This is a genomic window from Gardnerella sp. DNF01159, from assembly GCF_049244215.1.
Classification (GTDB): Bacteria; Actinomycetota; Actinomycetes; order Actinomycetales; family Bifidobacteriaceae; genus Bifidobacterium; species Bifidobacterium swidsinskii.
The window spans coordinates 986,729-1,003,372 of sequence record NZ_CP058387.1 but is presented as its reverse complement, the minus strand read 5'-3'; the positions used below and the strand labels follow the sequence as shown (position 1 = coordinate 1,003,372).

The following is a 16,644-nucleotide window of genomic DNA, read 5'->3' as shown; positions in this document are numbered from 1 at the left end:
ATAGGTAGGCATTATGCGTAAAGCCAAAATCGTTGATACTATTGGTCCAGCTACCGAATCCTTGGAAGGTATTACCAAGCTTGTTGAAGCCGGTATGGATGTTGCTCGTTTGAACCGTTCTCACGGCACTCCTGAAGATCATTTGCGCGTTTACAACAACGTTCGTGCAGCTTCCAAGTCCACTGGCCGCAATGTTGCTGCTCTTGTTGATTTGCAAGGTCCAAAGATTCGCTGCGGCTGGTTCGAGAAGAACGCTGAAGGCGAAGATAAGGTTTATTTGGAAGAAGGTCAGGAGTTCATCATCACTACTGATGATGTTGAAGGTGACGAGCACCGCACTTCTACAACTTTTAAGGGCTTGCCAGGAGATTGCCACGCAGGCGACCCAATCCTTATCGATGACGGTAAGGTTCGTCTTGAGGTAACCAAGGTAGAAGGCAACGACGTTCACACTAAGGTTATTGTTGCTGGTCCAGTTTCCAGCCACAAGGGCATTAACCTCCCAGGTGTTGCAGTTTCTCTTCCAGCTTTGACTGAAAAGGATGAGGCTGATCTTCGTTGGGCTATTCGCACCGGCGCTGACATTATTGCTATGTCCTTCGTGCGTTTCGCTACCGATATTGATCGCGCTCACGAAATCATGGACGAAGAAGGTCGTCGTATTCCAATCGTCGCCAAGATTGAAAAGCCACAGGCTGTTGAAAACTTGGAAGAGATTGTTAAGACCTTCGATGGCATTATGGTTGCTCGTGGTGATATGGCTGTTGAAATGCCTCTCGAAGAGGTTCCACTGGTCACCAAGCGTTGCATCGAGCTTTCTCGTCGCTATGCAAAGCCAGTTATCGTTGCTACTGAAGTTCTTGGCACAATGGTTAACTCTCCAGTTCCAACCCGTGCAGAAGCTTCTGACTGCGCTAATGCTGTTCTCGACGGTGCTGACGCAACAATGACTTCTAACGAAACTGCTGTTGGTAAGTACCCAGATGTTACCGTAAAGACCATGTCCCGTATTTCTCAGTACGCAACTGAGCACGGCTATGATCGCATTCCTGCTGTTGAGCTTGATATGTCTAGCACCGGTGCTGTTTCTTCTGCAGCTGTTGACTTGGCAGATAAGCTTAATGCTAAGGCTATTGTTGCTTACACTCAGACTGGTCGCACAGTTCATCGTATTTCTCGTGAACGCCCAACCGCTCCAATCTTTGGCTTGACTAACAATGAGCACACTTATCGTTGGTTGGCTTTGAGCTGGGGCACTGAAGGCTTCTTGATTGATGAAGATTACCATGACATGAATCGTCACGATTTGATGATCTTCACCGACAAGGTTCTTCGTGAAGCCGGTAAGGTTTCCGATGGTGATCAGATTGTTATCTTGAGCACTGCTCAGGGTGAACGCCAGGCTGGTCGCACTGACTCCATCTACGTTCACACCGTCGGTGCTTGCGACTAATTGCTTGATTCTGCGTTCTTGTACTAATACGCTAGTTCTTCTAGTTTAAGTGCATTTGCGCAGTAGTATAGTTTGCATAATGCGCGCTAGCTGTTTTTGCAGTTTGCGCGCATTATGTTATGTATGATCAATATTGTTGATTTGCGACACGCGCAAAACGCTTTAACTATTTGCATGTGGCTTAAAGTGTGCTATAGTCAACAAGTCGCAAAAAAATGCGGAAAATTAAAAATGCCCCTGTATCCCAATTGGTAGAGGAAACAGCCTCAAAATCTGTGCAGTGTGAGTTCGAGTCTCACCGGGGGCACGTGCACGACGTCGCTTAGCTTGCTAGGCGACGTTTTTATTTTGTATTTTAATGTTTTGTACATAAACAATGAGCGTATAATAATAAAAGTATTCTCGCACAATGAAAAGTGCTGTACGTATGTGAAAGGAACAACGATGATCCACAGTGCACAATTGCAAGTAAGTGAGCGTAAAAAAAGTAATTATGCTTGCGAATTAATCGATAATTACAAGCGCAATGTAATGTGCTCTTTTACTGCAATTGCTGCAATTGCTGCTGTAGCAACAGTATTAATGTGTATTTTTGCTATTGTCCCAAACTCTTCGGCATTTGCTTCAACTAAATCAACAGACGGTCTTCCGCCAAAAGGTGTGATTGTTACTGCTTTTCAGCAAAATTGGAAAAGTATTGCAAAAGAGTGTAAGCAAACTTATGGTCCTGAGGGTGTGAGTTATGTACAGGTTTCGCCGCCGCAGGATCATATTAAAGGTACAGCGTGGTGGACTTCTTACCAGCCAGTTAGTTACAATCTAAATTCAAAGCTTGGCACTGAAGACGAGTTTAAAAATATGATTATTACTTGCAAGGCTGCTGGTGTTGGAGTTGTTGTTGATGCTGTAATTAATCACACAACCGGTGATAGCAATAAAGATACTGTAGGTGTTGGCGGTAGTAAGTATGATGCGGCAAATCAAAGCTATCCGGATGCTGGTTACACAAAAGATGATTTTCACCAAATAGATAAAGATATTTACACATATAAAGATGCGCAAGTCGTTTGGAATTATCGTTTAGTTGGTTTGCTTGATTTGGATACTTCTAAGCCTCATGTACAAAAAATTCTTGGTAACTATTTTGCAAAATTGCTAAAAATGGGTGTTACAGGCTTTAGAGTTGATGCCGCAAAACATATGTGTCCTGAGGATGTAAAAGGTATTAAAGAAGCTGCTGCTAAGGCTGCTGGAATGAAGCCTGAAAATATTTGGTGGATGCAAGAAACAATTGGTTTCCCTGAACAAGATCCTAAAATTCAGCCGGATCAATATGTTGGTACAGGCGAAGTAGATGAGTTTGAATACTCGTATCGCTTGCGTAATTATTTCTATGGTTCAATTGAGAATTTGTCTCATATTACAGATCAGCTTATTCCTAATAAGAAAGCCGCTATTTTTGTGACTAACTGGGATACTGAGCGTGACAATTCGACTCGAGTTCTCACTTATAAGGATGGAGCAAAGTACGAGTTAGCTAATGCTTTTATGCTTGCTTATCCTTATGGAACACCAAATATTTATTCTGGATATAAGTTCACGCAGCGCGATGATGGTGCTCCTGGTGCAACTGATACGCACATTCCAGATGTAAAGTGCGGCAAGAATTCAAAGTGGCAATGCGCTCAGCGTTGGACTTCGATTCGTGGAATGATTGGATTCTACAATGCTGTTAAGGGCACGAAAGTGACTCAATGGCAAGATGACAACGATAATAACATTGCTTTTAGTCGCGAAAACAAGGGATTCTTGGCGATTAACAATACTGACAAGCCTAAAAATGTGAGTTATAAAACTGATTTGCCTGATGGTGAGTATTGCAACGTGTATGCTTCACGTAAATGCTTTAGCACAGTTACTGTAAATGGTGGGAAAGTAGAGACAACTATTCCAGCTTATTCTGCTATTGCTTTGCATGTTAAGGCTGTAGAGCATTTTGGAAGTACTTCTGTGCTGACTACAGTGTTGATGATTGTAGTTGTTTTCGTTGTTCTGTTGATTGAATTAGTGCTGATTCTGTGCAAGAACAAGGCTGATTCTAATAAAAAGTTAGGTTCTGGTAAAAATTAGATTCTAACAAGTAAGCTGATTTTAATAAATAAGCTGAAAGCAGGTACTGATTGTAAATAAATTGGTATTGTAGTGTTTGAATGATACAATTTTCTCCGCTGATTATACACATTATGGGCGATGGTTAGCATCATGGTTGTGCTAGCCATCGCTTGTGTATTAAGGCTATTAATGCATCCAAGGAAGAAGCGCGTTAATACCAATGGAGGAAAGGATAATGATGACTCGTCATAGACATCTTGCATCGAAGATTGTTTCTATTGTTGCGTCTGTTGCAATGCTTGTAACTGGTTTTGCTGTTACCAGTAGTGCAAATGCTGAAAATACTGCCGGGGGGGGGTCTGCCAATAGCAAAGAAACTTCTACTAATGTAACTCTTAAAGGTAAGGGAGTTATTGTTACTGCATTCCAGCAGAATTGGAAAAGTATTGCTAAGGAATGTGAGCAAACTTATGGTCCTGAAGGTGTGAAGTATGTGCAGGTGTCTCCGCCGCAGGATCATATTAAAGGTACAGCGTGGTGGACTTCTTACCAGCCTGTGAGCTACAAATTAAATTCTAAACTTGGCACTGAATCTGAGTTTAAGAATATGATTACTACTTGCAAGGCAAAGGGCGTTGGGATTATTGCTGATGCTGTGATTAATCACATGGCTGGCGTTGATAATAAGGATACTGTTGGCGTTGGTGGTAGTAAGTATGATGCTGCTTCGCAGACTTTTGAAGACGCTGGATACACTAAGGATGATTTCCATAAGAGCACTGAAAATATTAAAGATTACACGAATGCTGAAGAAGTTTGGACTCACAGACTTGTTGGTTTGCTTGATTTGGATACTTCTAAGCCGCATGTTCAGCAAGTTTTAGGTAAGTATTTTGCAGATTTGTTGAAACTTGGCGTTGTAGGTTTCCGTGTGGATGCTGTAAAGCATATTTCGCCAGATGATATGAGAGGTATTAAAGCTTCTGCTATAAGGCAATACAACGAAAGTGTTGAAGATAGCAAAAAGATTCATGACATCTGGTGGATGCAGGAAACTATTGGTAACTCTTCAGAAGCTGCACAAATTCAGCCGGCTGCACATTTAAGCGAAGGCGAAGTCAACGAATTTGGCTACTCTTACCAGCTTAAGCAAAACTTTAAAGGCTCGCTGATGAAGGCAAGCAAGCCGTTGAACAAAATTCAAGACGGAATGGTTGAAAGCGATAAAGCTGCTATTTTCGTTACGAATTGGGATACTGAGCGCGGTAACAGCGTGCTTACGTATAAGGATGGTCGGCGTTACGCTTTAGCAAACACGTTCATGCTCGCGTGGCCATACGGCACTCCAAACGTGTATTCAGGATACAAGTTCGATGCTCATGATGAAGGTGCGCCTGGTGCAACTGATGCGTCTGTTCCAGATGTAACTTGTGGTAAGGATTCCAATTGGCAGTGCGCTCAACGTTGGACATCAATCCGCGGCATGGTTGGATTCTACAATGCTGTTCAAGGTGCGAAAGTCACTGATTGGCAGGATGATGGCGATAACAACATTGCTTTTAGCCGTGAAGGCAAGGGCTTCTTAGCAATCAACAATTCGCTTGACGAAAAAGAAGTTTCTTATAAGACTGATTTGCCTGATGGTGAGTACTGCAATGTGTATGCTGCAGGAGACTGCTCTAAGACTGTTAAAGTTGAAAAAGGTGAAGTTAAGACCAAGATTGGCGCTCGCGAAGCAGTAGCATTGCACGTTGATGCAACAAAAGCTAATCATCCAAAAGGCTCTGCCGCTGATCCATCTGATCCTAAATATGGTGAAGAAAAGCCTGATGCAGGTATGCCAGAAGATCCTACAACGACCATTTACTTTAAGCCAGATGAAAAGTTTAACGGTAAAAAAGTATATGTTCACTACGGTATAGGCTCAAGCTGGACTCAAGCTCCTGGCGATGAGATGCAAAAGGCTTGCGATAGTTGGTATAAGAAGACAATTAGAACCAATGGCAAAGTTTATGAAGCAGTGTTTAACGATGGCAAAGGTTACTGGTATCACGAAGGAGATAATAATAACTTTAAGATTCCAGCTCACACTGATTCGTATGTAGCTCAAGATCACAAGGGTAGCGTTGGAGTAAATCCTTGCCCAGTAGCATATAATCCAAAGACTACTGTTCGTATCCACTACAAGCCAAAAGCTGGTGATACTCGCGATATTGGCGTTTATTTGTGGGGCAAAGACAAGGATGGTAAAGATTTACCTGGAGCTTGGCATAAATTTAATGGCACTGATAAATTCGGAAAAGTTTTTGAAACTACGGTTGATGGTTCTTTTGAAAACAAGTCACTTTCCTTTATTACTACTACAAAAGATTGGAATAAAGACGGTGGCGATCGTGCTATTGAAAACTGCGCAAGTGGTCTTGCTGAAGCTTGGGTAACAGGCGGATCGGATACTACGCAGTTTGCTGCTCCAGACAACCTTAAGAAGAAGCCAAAAGAGCTAAAGGTAACAGTTCATTATCGCAGGAATGCTGGCGATTATGAAGGCTGGAACATGTGGACTTGGAATGACGGAACCGGTGGTACTGCTCGTTACTTCACTTCGCATGACGATTATGGCAAAGTTGCAACCTTTACTGCTAAGAATGATGCTGGTATTGACAGTGTTGGCTTCAAAGTTAGAAAATCTACGCCAATTAACGCTTGGGATCAACAAGATCCTAGCAATCGCAGTATTCCAAACAATGCGATTAAGCTAGATGCAAATAATCCAAACAAGGGTAGTGCTGAAGTCTGGTTAATGCAAGATGACATGACAGTGTACTTAAACGCTACTATGCCACAACTTACAGCTCACGTGATGTCTGCTGATATTGCTGGCTTAAAGAAGTTAGTTGTAAAAGTGTCTGGTGACGTGTCTTCTGTAAAAGATTCTGACGTAACACTTTTGGATACTAGTGAAAATCCTAGCAAGAAAGTTGAAATTGCTTCTGCTAAAGCTAATGGTTCAGAGATTACTATCGAAACCAAGAATGACCTTAATATTAAGCATAAGTATGAGTTGAGTATTAAAGGATTAGCTACAGGTATTAAGCTTTCTGCTTCCTCAAAAACTGGTGCTAGCGTAATTCGTACCGATGAGTTCGATAAGAAATACGCGTACAATGGTGATGATTTAGGTGCTGTGTATTCTGCTTCTTCAACTACTTTCAAGCTTTGGGCTCCAACAGCAACTGAAGTAAAGCTGATTACTTATAAGTCGACTGCTGAAAAAGCTGAAAAAGACAAAGAAACAGCTATGAAAGCAGAAGATCGTGGCGTATGGTCTGTAAAGCTTGAAGGTGACAAAGCTAATACAGCTTACGCATATGAAGTTCATTTTGCTGATGGCACAGTGAATGTTTCTGCTGATCCTTATGCGAAAGCTGCAGTAGTAAACGGTGAGCGTTCTGTTGTATTAGCAGATAAAGACGCAGGCAGTGCTGGAAATCGTATGCCAAAGTTTACGAATCCAAGTGACGCAACAATTGCAGAAATGGATGTTCGTGACTTTTCGATCAATCCAAACTCTGGTATTAGCGATGCTCATCGTGGCAAGTATCTTGGCGTAGTAGAAGAAGGCACTAAGACTAAAGATAAGCAGAATGTTTCTGGCTTTGATTATTTGAAGTCGCTTGGTGTCACTCACGTACAAATCATGCCAATGTATGATTTTGGTTCTGTGAATGAAACTGGTGACTTGAGCTATGGAAAGCAAGGCGCTCAAAACTGGGGTTATGATCCGCAAAACTACAATGTTCCTGAAGGATCTTACTCTACAAATCCTGCCAATCCAACAACGCGAGTTCAGGAAGCTAAGCAAATGATTGCTGGCCTTCATAAGGCTGGTTTGCGCGTGATTATGGATGTTGTTTACAACCATGTTTACAACGCACAAAATCATTCGTTTAACAAGACAGTTCCTGGATACTACTTCCGCTATAAGGATGGTGCTCTGAATGGTAATTCTGGATGCGGTAACGATACTGCGTCTGAACGTCAAATGATGCGCAAGTATATTTTGGATTCTGTGAAGTATTGGGCTACGCATTACAACCTCGACGGCTTCCGATTTGATTTGATGGGCTTAATTGACCTGAAGACTATGCAAGAAGTGCGTGCTGAGCTTAATAAGATTGATCCTTCAATTATTGTGCTTGGTGAAGGCTGGGATATGAATGAACTGCTTCCTAAGAGCGAGTCTACTATTCAACCAAATGCTTATAAGATTCCAGGAGTAGCGTTCTTTAACGATTCATTCCGCGATTCTGTAAAAGGTTCTGTGTTTGCTGCTAAGGGTACTGGTTTTGTCAATGGCAATACAGATAAAGGTGTTAAGGCTTTGCTTGAGCATAATTTGCTTGGTTGCCAATTTGGCACGAGTAGTACTGTTAAGTGCTGGAATGGTAATGCTGAAACGCACTTTGCTGATGCAGGTCAAATTGTTCAGTATGTTGAAGCTCACGATAACTTGTCGTTGTACGATAAGCTAAAGGTCTCTGCTCCTAACGACACTGAAGACGTACGATTGAAGAGAGTAAAGCTTGCAAATTCAATGATTTTGCTTTCGCGCGGCATGCCGTTTATTCAGCTTGGTCAGGAATTCTTGCGAACTAAGAATGGTAACGATAATAGTTACAATGCTGGCGATAAAGACAATGCTCTTGATTGGAATCGTGCTGCTGACAAGTCTGATTCCGTGAACTATTTCAAGGGATTGTTGAAGCTACGCAAGAGCATTAAATCTCTTCGTGATTTTGATTATGCAACAATTAACAAGAACATGAAGATGATTGATGGCACTCCTGATGGTGTAATTGCTTACACACTTAACGATGCAGATAAGCAATATGTTGTAGTGTTCAATGCTAATAATGCTGAAACTCAAGTAAAGATTCCAGCAGGAAAGTATTCTGCACTTGTTGCTAATGGCAAAGTGAATGATACTGCTCAAGACGCAACTGTTGCTGATGATGGCACATACAAGATTGCTCCTGTTTCTACAGCAGTATTGCTTAGTAAAGATAAGGAATCTAAGCCAATTCCTCCGGATGCAAAGCCTGGTGATGAGCCTGGCAAACAGCCTGAGAATCCGTCTGAGCCTGGTGAAAAGCCTGGTGAAAAGCCAAAGCCTGGTGAGGATCCTAGTAAGAAGCCTGAGAAGCCAAAACCTGATCAGCCTGGCACAAAGCCAGCTCCAGCTCCAAAACCTGGTGAGCATCAGCAAGTTCCTGCTCCTGCTCCGAAGCCGACTCCGTCTGAGTCCAGTGAACAATCAAAGCCGTCTAAGCCTTCTGTTCCGTCGGAAAAGCCAGTTCCGTCGGAAAAAACAGAAAAGCCGGCTCCAGCTGATTCTGCTAAACCAGCTCCAGCTAAGCCAGCAGAATCTACTCCTGTACCTGTTGCTCCGAAAACAGTTCAGCAGCTTAATCCAGAATTAAAGGGAACTCTTAGCGTTGGTAACAATAACGTTGCAACTGCAGGTGTTGTTAACAGTGTGAGAATTAATGTTGTAAACAAAGAGTTCACCGAGCGTTTGCAGCGTGATGGAGTAGTTTATGCTTACGCGTATATCTATTCATCTCCACGCTTGCTTAAGGGTGCTGATGGTTCAAAGTTTGTGACTGTTCGCATGGTTAATGGCAAGCCTCAATTTGATGCTCAGTTCCCAGCTGGATATACCGGAAAGCATACGGTTGTTTTGGTTGACGAAAAAGGTAATCAAGTTGCTTGGACTGAAATAACAGTAGTAAATAATGCTGTTAAGAAGAATGTTCATGCGTTAAGTTCAACAGGCAGTAGTGTAGCGCAAATCGCATTTATTATTGCAATATTGTTGCCTGTTGCAGGTGCTTTCTTGATTAAAGTAAGGCGTTCTAAGCATCTGTCTTGCAATTATTAAAATCCAAAGTGCTTTTCGCATAATTTTGTGTTTTGTGATTAAGTACTGAGGTTTTAATAAAAAATGAGGGTAGTAGCAATTGCTAAGCTATTACCCTCATTTTTTATTTTTGCTTGCGTGTTGCGCTTATTTTTAGAAATTTTTTGCTTTGAATAATTTCGGGCGTTTTTTAAAATTATAGTAGCTGTTTTCCTTATGTAAGAATGGTTTATAGGAGATTTTTAAAAAGTAATGTTTTGCTTATATTTTTGAAAATATGATTATATTTTACGAATCAATATTTGCATTTGTACTTTTGCAGTGTTAGCATCATTTCCAACACAAATAAATATCGAATACTTCGGTTGAGGTTTGTGTGTGAGCCACAGTCAGCTAATGAGCTTAAGGAGGCAGTTATCATGCGTAACATGAACATGAATGCTGAATCTCACAATGCTCTTAACGCTGCTCGTATGTGGTGGTGGCAGTCTTCTCTTTGGTGTGAGTTTACTCTGAAGTTTTAGAAGCTGCGTATAAAAGCTTATAAAAGACCTCCGGGGTAAGCCCGGAGGTCTTTTTGTATATAAGCTTAAATTTTAAAAAATAACCAAATCACAAATCACAAATAACAACAAAATATTCGATAGCTTTGTATTCAAATAATATGAAGCTTAAACAAGGAGAGAAATCATGGCTCAAGAAATTAACGAAACCGTTAAGGAAGCTTACAACAATGGTGCAAACGCAACTACAGATGCTGCAGCTGCAATGATGCAAAATGTGAAAGTTAAGAATCACGCATTAGATATTACTTCACTGGTGTTAGTTGCAGTGCTTTTTGCTGCAGGATGCATTCTTGACTTTACTGTTGCAAAGTCTCTTTCTATTGGAAATATTCAGCCTGAGTTCGTTATTGCTTCATTCTGCTTGTCGATTTTGCTTGTTAGACCGAAGATTTACCAGGGTGCTATTATTGGTGCTTTGGCTGCAACGTTAATTCAATTTAATACTTCGATTCCGTTCCTTGAGTATGCTTGTGATATTCCAGCTGCAATCATTATGACTGCAATATTAATTGGTTATATTCGCGTGTTCCCAAAGGATGCAGCTCGTAAAGTAAGCGTATTCCCATTTATTGCTACTTTCATTACTACAGTAATTTCCGGTTGCATTTTTGCTCTTATTGCAGCTTTCTTTATTCTTCACTCTCCAAATATGGTAATGGTTATGTTGCCAATTATTTTGGGAACTGCAGTATTTAATGCAGTTGTTGTTGAAGTGCTTTACGCTCCAATTCGACTTGTTTTGCACAAGTAAAACAACATTGAAGAATAAGTAAATAAATTAACTTGAATAAACGCAAACAAATATAAACAAACATAAATGAATGTAAGTAAGCATAAATAAATATCAAAAGTCGATAATTAAAATTTGATTATCGCATTATGAAGGAGAAGATTATGAATCAGGAAATTAGCGAACATGCAGATAGCATGATTAATGCTGTAAGCATTAAAAAGCATGCTTTAGATATTACGTCTTTAGTGTTGGTTGCAGTTCTTTTTGCAGCAGGATGTATTCTTGACTTTACTGCTGCAAAAGCACTTTCAATTGGAAACATTAAACCAAACTTTTTAATCGCATCATTCTGTCTTGCAATCTTGCTTGTTCGTCCAAATGTTATTCAGGGCGCGATTATTGGTGCTTTGGCTGCAACTTTGATGCAATTTAACGCATCTATTCCTGGTCTTAATTATGTTTGCGATATTCCGGCAGCGATTGTTATGACTTTGATGATTATGGCTTATGTTCGCGTTTTCCCTAAGGATGCTGCTAGAAAGTTCAGTATTTTCCCACTTATAGCAACTTTTATAACTACAGTTGTTTCTGGTTTAATATTTGCTTCTACTGCATCTTTCTTTGTTCTTCATTCTCCTAAGACGATTTTTGTTATGCTTCCAATCATTTTTGGAACTGCTGTGTTTAATGCTGTTGTTGTTGAAGTGCTTTACACCCCAATTCGACTCGTTCTGCATAAGTAAGTGTTTGAATTTGTTTTGGATGATTTATTTTAGATGATATGTATTTTGGATAATATGTATTTGATGATTTTGTTGAATAGTTTGTGCTGGATAATATGCAGCAAGTCATATAATCATCAAAGAATATAATCGCAGAATAAATATAATCGTAAGATATCATTAGTAATTGTAATTGTTAGGTTTCTAAGAGTTAGGAATTATTGTGCCTTTGCTTGAGCTAAAAGATGTGTCTTTTAAGTATGTGAATCGGAATAAAGATGATTCTTTAGACTCTTCAGAGGCACAAGATTCCACTTTTGCACTAAAAGATGTAAGTCTTAGCGTAGAATCTGGCGAATTTGTGGGAATTATTGGTCCTTCTGGCTCTGGAAAAACAACTCTTGCTTCGCTTTTTTCTGGCGCGATTCCGCATCATTATTCTGGCGAACTTTTAGGAAGCGTTAAGATTGCGGGTCAAGACACTAACAATCTTGCTTTAACTAACATTGCTTGCTTGGTTGGATCTGTTATTCAAGATATTGATGCGCAAATGGTTGCCGCAAATGTTGAAGATGAGATTCTTTTTGGCTTAGAAAATTTTGGCGTTGCGCATAGCGAAATACCAAGTCGAATAGATGAAGCTTTGCAAATTGTTGGCATTAGTGATTTGCGTAACCGTGATTTAGACACTTTGTCTGGAGGTCAAAAGCAGAAGGTTGCAATTGCTGCTATTCTTGCGCTAAAGCCTAAAGTTATGGTGTTAGATGAGCCGACGTGCGCTTTAGATCCTGTTTCTTCTAAAATGATTTTTTCGATTCTTAAAGATTTGAATAAGAATTTTGGAATAACGGTTGTTGTAATTGAGCAAAAAGTTGCGCTTTTAAGCGAGTATTGCAAGCGTTTAGTTGTGCTTTCTAATGGCATTTTGTCGCTTGATTTGCCTGTTAGCCAAGCGTTGAAAAATATGGATTTGCTTTATTCTATTGGAATAAATTATCCGCGTACTACGCATTTGGTTAATGATTTACAGCGTGAGAATATTTGCTCTAAAAGCGATTTGCCTGTGTCTGTAGAAGATACAGTAAATACTATTGTTAATACGATTAATAGTGAAAAATCTTTGACTTCACATGTTGATTCACATAGTGAATTTGATAATCGTGAATGCGATTCAAATAAATCGGCGCTTGCTTGCGACTTTTCACACGAATCGCAAGTCTCTACACAATCTTACGCACAAAATAAATCGAAAAACGATTCACCATGTCTTTCGCTTAAAAACGTCAGTTTTTTGTATCAAAGTGGCGTTAGTGCGCTAAAAAACGTGTCTTTTGAAGCTTACGCTGGAGAGCTCGTAACTCTTGTTGGTAGAAATGGTGCTGGCAAAACAACTATTACCAAAATTATTAATGGTTTATTAAAACCAACAGAAGGCAACGTAACAATTGATGGCGTTGACACTAAGTCTCTTCGTATTAGTCAAATAGCAAAATATGTATCTACCTTATTTCAAAATCCTGACCGACAATTATGCAAAGAAACGGTACTTGAAGAAGTTACTTTAAGCTGTATTTTGATTGGTCAGAATGAGGACGAAGCTAAAGCTCACGCAATGGAAATTATTGATGAGTTGGAGCTGGATTCTGAAGCTAGCCCGTTTATGCTCTCTCGTGGCCAGCGTCAAATGGTTGCTTTAGCTGCAACAGTTGTAACAAATCCTAAGATTCTTCTTCTTGACGAGCCAACTTGCGGTCTTGATTACAAGGAATGCATGAGAATTATGCAAGTTGTAGAGCGTTTAAGAAAAAACGGTTGTTGCGTGATTATGGTTTGTCACGATATGGAAGTTGTGCTTGATTATGCAACTCGACTTATAACAATTAATGATGGAAAGCTTATTATTGATGGTTCAGCGTACGATGTGTTTGAAAAACCGGAAGTGTGCTCTGCTGCAGCATTGTATCCACCATTATTGTGTTCCGTTTCTCAAGGCTTGGTTGCGCATGGATTTAATAAGTGCAATGGCTTGTATGTGCGCGAAGAATTAGTAGAAGCGTTGCGCGGCGAAAAAATCACAAAACAGACTGTACAGAATCAGCAGAATTAACAGAAGCAATAGCAAATAAAAGTAGCAAATAAAAGTAGAAGTAAAGGCGTCTGATATTTATGAAAACGAGATTATTAACTTACCAGCCAGGTAACACTTTTCTTCATCGCACTAATCCTATTGCAAAACTAATTCTTGCTACGAGTGTTGTAATAAGCGTGTTTATTGCTAAACAGTATTCCGCGCTTATTGCGCTTGCAGCTATTATTTTTATTGGCATGGCTTTTACTCGTGTTGTTAAAACATTATCTGGTCTTATTAAAGCTATGTTAATAATTTCTTGCGTAATGTTTTTGCTGCAGACTGTTATTGCTCAAAGTGGCAACTATATTTTCTTGTGGTTCACATTGCACGGCATTGATATTGGTGCAAAAGCTGCTTTGAGATTGTTCTGCTTTGCTTTTCCTCTTGTTACCGTACTAACAGTAACTAAATTAAACGATCTTGCAAATGCTGTAGTCCAATATTTGCATATTCCATATTGTTACGCTTTTACTATAACTACTGCGGTTCGTTTTGTGCCTATTTTTGCGCAAGAAATGTCTCAAATCACAGAAGCTCAAATGGCTCGCGGAGTTGAATACGATAGTAAAAATCCATTTAAAAAATTAAAACTTATGATGCCTCTTATTGTGCCTCTTTTGGTTTCTTCAGTGCGTAAAGCAGATAGTTCTGCACTAGCAGCGGAAGAGCGCGGTTTTTATTTGCGCACACGCAAGTCTTCGTATTACAAATACCCATTCGGATGGCGTGGATTCTTGTCTCTAGTTATTTCTGCACTTATTATTGCTTTACCAATATGCACTTCAATCTTTTTGCCAAATTTAGTATAAAATATTTGTGTAAATCATAAATAAATAAATCATAAATAATTTATGAGGCTTTTGATGAAAAGTGTAAAAATTTGGCTTAAGGGTGCAAGAATTTACACGCTTCCAATAGGCTTAGTTCCTGTTGTTATGGCGTTTGCGGTTTCATTTAGAATGATACGATTTTCGTATTTTGAAGAACCAGTTATGCATCTAGAGCAATGTTTTATACAATTTTTCTTGTGCTGCATGGTTGCTGCGTTTATACAAATCGCCGTCAATTATGCCAATGATTATTGTGACGGATTGAATGGCTTGGATGAGAATCGTAGTTTGCGTGCTTTAAGTAGCAATAATTCAAAACCTTTGTGCGATGTATCTTGGCGCCTTGCAAATGCTGGAATTTCCGCGAAATCTGTGCTTAAAGCCGTAATAATTTCTGCTTTTATTTCTTGTATTTTTGGTTTGATTATTGTTTTGCGAACTGGAATATATTGGTTTATTTTACTTGGAATTGCGTGCTTTGCTGCAGCATGGTTTTATGCAGGAGGTAAACATCCTTACGGTTATAAGGGTTGGGGAGAAGTAAGTGCGTTTGTATTTTTCGGCCCTGTTCCTTTTATTGGTTCGTTATGCGCAATTACATATGGAATTGGTATTCCAGAAACTAGCATATTTATCAATAACAGGCAAAGGATTTTGGCTTGTGTGCTAATATCTTGCATTCCTGGTGCTTATTCGGCTTGCTTAATGATGGTAAACAATCTTCGAGATATTAAAAGCGATAAAGAACATGGAAAAATAACTGCTATGGTTAAAATTGGCGAGCGCAATGGCAGACGTTTATGTGCTGCTATGAGCATTGTTTCTGCTGTTCTTTTGATTGCATATTCTGTTTTGATTATTGCGTTACCTTCAGCAGTGCCGTCAATATGGCGCTTTTATAGTGTTGAAATTTTCCTCAGTTTTAGTGCAATTGTATGCAATTCTTCGTGGCATTTATTTTTTGCTACTTTTCAGTGGATTTTATTGTTGGTTATTATTATTAAAGCCTATAAATTTACTAAATGTGTGCTTATGGGTGACTATAAGGATGCTTTTCCTATGTGCGTTGCTCAGGCAATACTTGGTGCGTTGGCTGTATTATTATCTGCGATTATATAAAATAAGCAAAATAGTGCTAATTGTATGTGCTTGTTCGCGCGTCTTGCAATTCTTATGATATTATTAATTGACACGAACATGGTGCGCATGCGGTATTTTAATGACTTGCAGATTGTGTTATGATGCGCAATTTTCGCTAGTGTTTGTGAGTGTGCCGTTGCGCGAACGCCATGTTAAAGATGCATGGCGATGTTGCCCTGTGAATGTGTGGCAATGAAGTGAGGTTTTGGATATGCCAGGTATGGATGAAAATGAAGGGACAGAGCCAGCAATGCCTGAGGTACTTACTGATGATGAGCTGCGCAAAGCTGCAGATGATGAAGCTGTTCAGCGAGAAGCTAAAGAAAAAAAGGCCAATCATATTCGTACTGTAGTAGTTGCAGAAGATGAATCAGTTAATCGTATGGATTTAGTTGCAATGCTTGAAGATAACGGATATCAAGTTATAGGTCAGGCTGCTAACGGTCAAGAAGCTATTGAGTTGACTCGTGAAAATCATCCAGATGTTGTATGCATGGATGTTAAGATGCCTGTTATGGATGGCATTACTGCCGCTGCAACAATCTGTGATGAGAATATTGCTCCTGTAGTAATGCTCACTGCTTTTTCACAGTCAGATTTAGTAAAACAAGCAACTGGTGCTGGAGCGATGGCGTACGTTACTAAGCCATATGAAGAATCTAAACTTCTTCCTGCTTTGGAAGTTGCTATGGGTCGCTTTAGTGAAATCAACGATTTATTAGATAGTGTTGAGCGTGCAGAAAACAAGTTACACGATGCTGAAGATCAGTTGAAGAAAACAGAAGAAAAGTTGAAGAAAGCTGAAGATACTTTAGAAGAACGTAAGCTTGTAGACCGTGCTAAAGGTCTTCTTATGGATAAGGCTGGATTCTCTGAGCAGGGTGCTTTCCGCTGGATTCAAAAAACTTCTATGGATCAGCGTATCCCTAAGAAGCGTCTTGCAATGGCTATTATTGCAAAGTATAGCGATGATAAAGTAGAATCTTCATCTGAAAATTAGTAGGGTTATATTTATTCATTTTTATATAAGTGCATAG

9 protein-coding genes and 1 tRNA gene are annotated in these 16,644 nt (G+C 39.8%); all 10 read left to right on the top strand.

What is annotated here, in order from left to right:
* Nucleotides 1-13: 13 nt before the first annotated feature.
* The 10 genes from pyk (at nt 14) to HXT39_RS03865 (ending at nt 16,607) form a co-directional block, all read left to right on the top strand.
* The gene (pyk, locus tag HXT39_RS03910; RefSeq protein ID WP_103013975.1) at nt 14-1,453 is read left to right on the top strand and encodes a pyruvate kinase; all 1,440 of its coding nucleotides are present in this window, start codon (nt 14-16) and stop codon (nt 1,451-1,453) included.
* Between the two features lie 233 nt (nt 1,454-1,686).
* Nucleotides 1,687-1,760: transfer RNA gene (locus HXT39_RS03905), tRNA-Leu, on the top strand.
* Nucleotides 1,761-1,984: 224 nt separating this feature from the next.
* Nucleotides 1,985-3,583: an alpha-amylase gene (locus HXT39_RS03900; protein WP_369827475.1), complete on the top strand. Its 1,599-nt coding sequence runs from the start codon at nt 1,985-1,987 to the stop codon at nt 3,581-3,583.
* A 220-nt stretch (nt 3,584-3,803) separates the two neighbouring features.
* Complete coding sequence (pulA, locus tag HXT39_RS03895; RefSeq protein WP_233186363.1) at nt 3,804-9,506, top strand: type I pullulanase; 5,703 nt, start codon at nt 3,804-3,806, stop codon at nt 9,504-9,506.
* Between the two features lie 669 nt (nt 9,507-10,175).
* Complete coding sequence (locus tag HXT39_RS03890; RefSeq protein WP_004111317.1) at nt 10,176-10,802, top strand: hypothetical protein; 627 nt, start codon at nt 10,176-10,178, stop codon at nt 10,800-10,802.
* A gap of 143 nt (nt 10,803-10,945) precedes the next feature.
* The gene (locus HXT39_RS03885) at nt 10,946-11,527 is read left to right on the top strand and encodes a tryptophan transporter (protein ID WP_012914058.1); all 582 of its coding nucleotides are present in this window, start codon (nt 10,946-10,948) and stop codon (nt 11,525-11,527) included.
* A 202-nt stretch (nt 11,528-11,729) separates the two neighbouring features.
* Nucleotides 11,730-13,613, top strand: a complete 1,884-nt coding sequence (locus tag HXT39_RS03880; RefSeq protein WP_103013977.1) for an ABC transporter ATP-binding protein — start codon at nt 11,730-11,732, stop codon at nt 13,611-13,613.
* Between the two features lie 59 nt (nt 13,614-13,672).
* Complete coding sequence (locus HXT39_RS03875; RefSeq protein ID WP_004111322.1) at nt 13,673-14,446, top strand: energy-coupling factor transporter transmembrane component T family protein; 774 nt, start codon at nt 13,673-13,675, stop codon at nt 14,444-14,446.
* Between the two features lie 54 nt (nt 14,447-14,500).
* Complete coding sequence (gene menA, locus HXT39_RS03870; protein ID WP_033888750.1) at nt 14,501-15,586, top strand: 1,4-dihydroxy-2-naphthoate octaprenyltransferase; 1,086 nt, start codon at nt 14,501-14,503, stop codon at nt 15,584-15,586.
* A gap of 232 nt (nt 15,587-15,818) precedes the next feature.
* Nucleotides 15,819-16,607 (top strand): ANTAR domain-containing response regulator, encoded by a 789-nt coding sequence (locus HXT39_RS03865; protein ID WP_004111325.1) that lies wholly within the window; start codon nt 15,819-15,821, stop codon nt 16,605-16,607.
* The last annotated feature ends 37 nt before the right edge of the window (nt 16,608-16,644 follow it).

What these genes read in the sequence shown, in the direction of transcription:
- pyk (WP_103013975.1), top strand. Translation starts at nt 14, where the DNA reads ATGCGTAAAGCCAAAATCGTTGATACTATTGGTCCAGCTACCGAATCC.
- HXT39_RS03900 (WP_369827475.1), top strand. Translation starts at nt 1,985, where the DNA reads ATGTGCTCTTTTACTGCAATTGCTGCAATTGCTGCTGTAGCAACAGTA.
- pulA (WP_233186363.1), top strand. Translation starts at nt 3,804, where the DNA reads ATGACTCGTCATAGACATCTTGCATCGAAGATTGTTTCTATTGTTGCG.
- HXT39_RS03890 (WP_004111317.1), top strand. Translation starts at nt 10,176, where the DNA reads ATGGCTCAAGAAATTAACGAAACCGTTAAGGAAGCTTACAACAATGGT.
- HXT39_RS03885 (WP_012914058.1), top strand. Translation starts at nt 10,946, where the DNA reads ATGAATCAGGAAATTAGCGAACATGCAGATAGCATGATTAATGCTGTA.
- HXT39_RS03875 (WP_004111322.1), top strand. Translation starts at nt 13,673, where the DNA reads ATGAAAACGAGATTATTAACTTACCAGCCAGGTAACACTTTTCTTCAT.
- menA (WP_033888750.1), top strand. Translation starts at nt 14,501, where the DNA reads ATGAAAAGTGTAAAAATTTGGCTTAAGGGTGCAAGAATTTACACGCTT.
- HXT39_RS03865 (WP_004111325.1), top strand. Translation starts at nt 15,819, where the DNA reads ATGCCAGGTATGGATGAAAATGAAGGGACAGAGCCAGCAATGCCTGAG.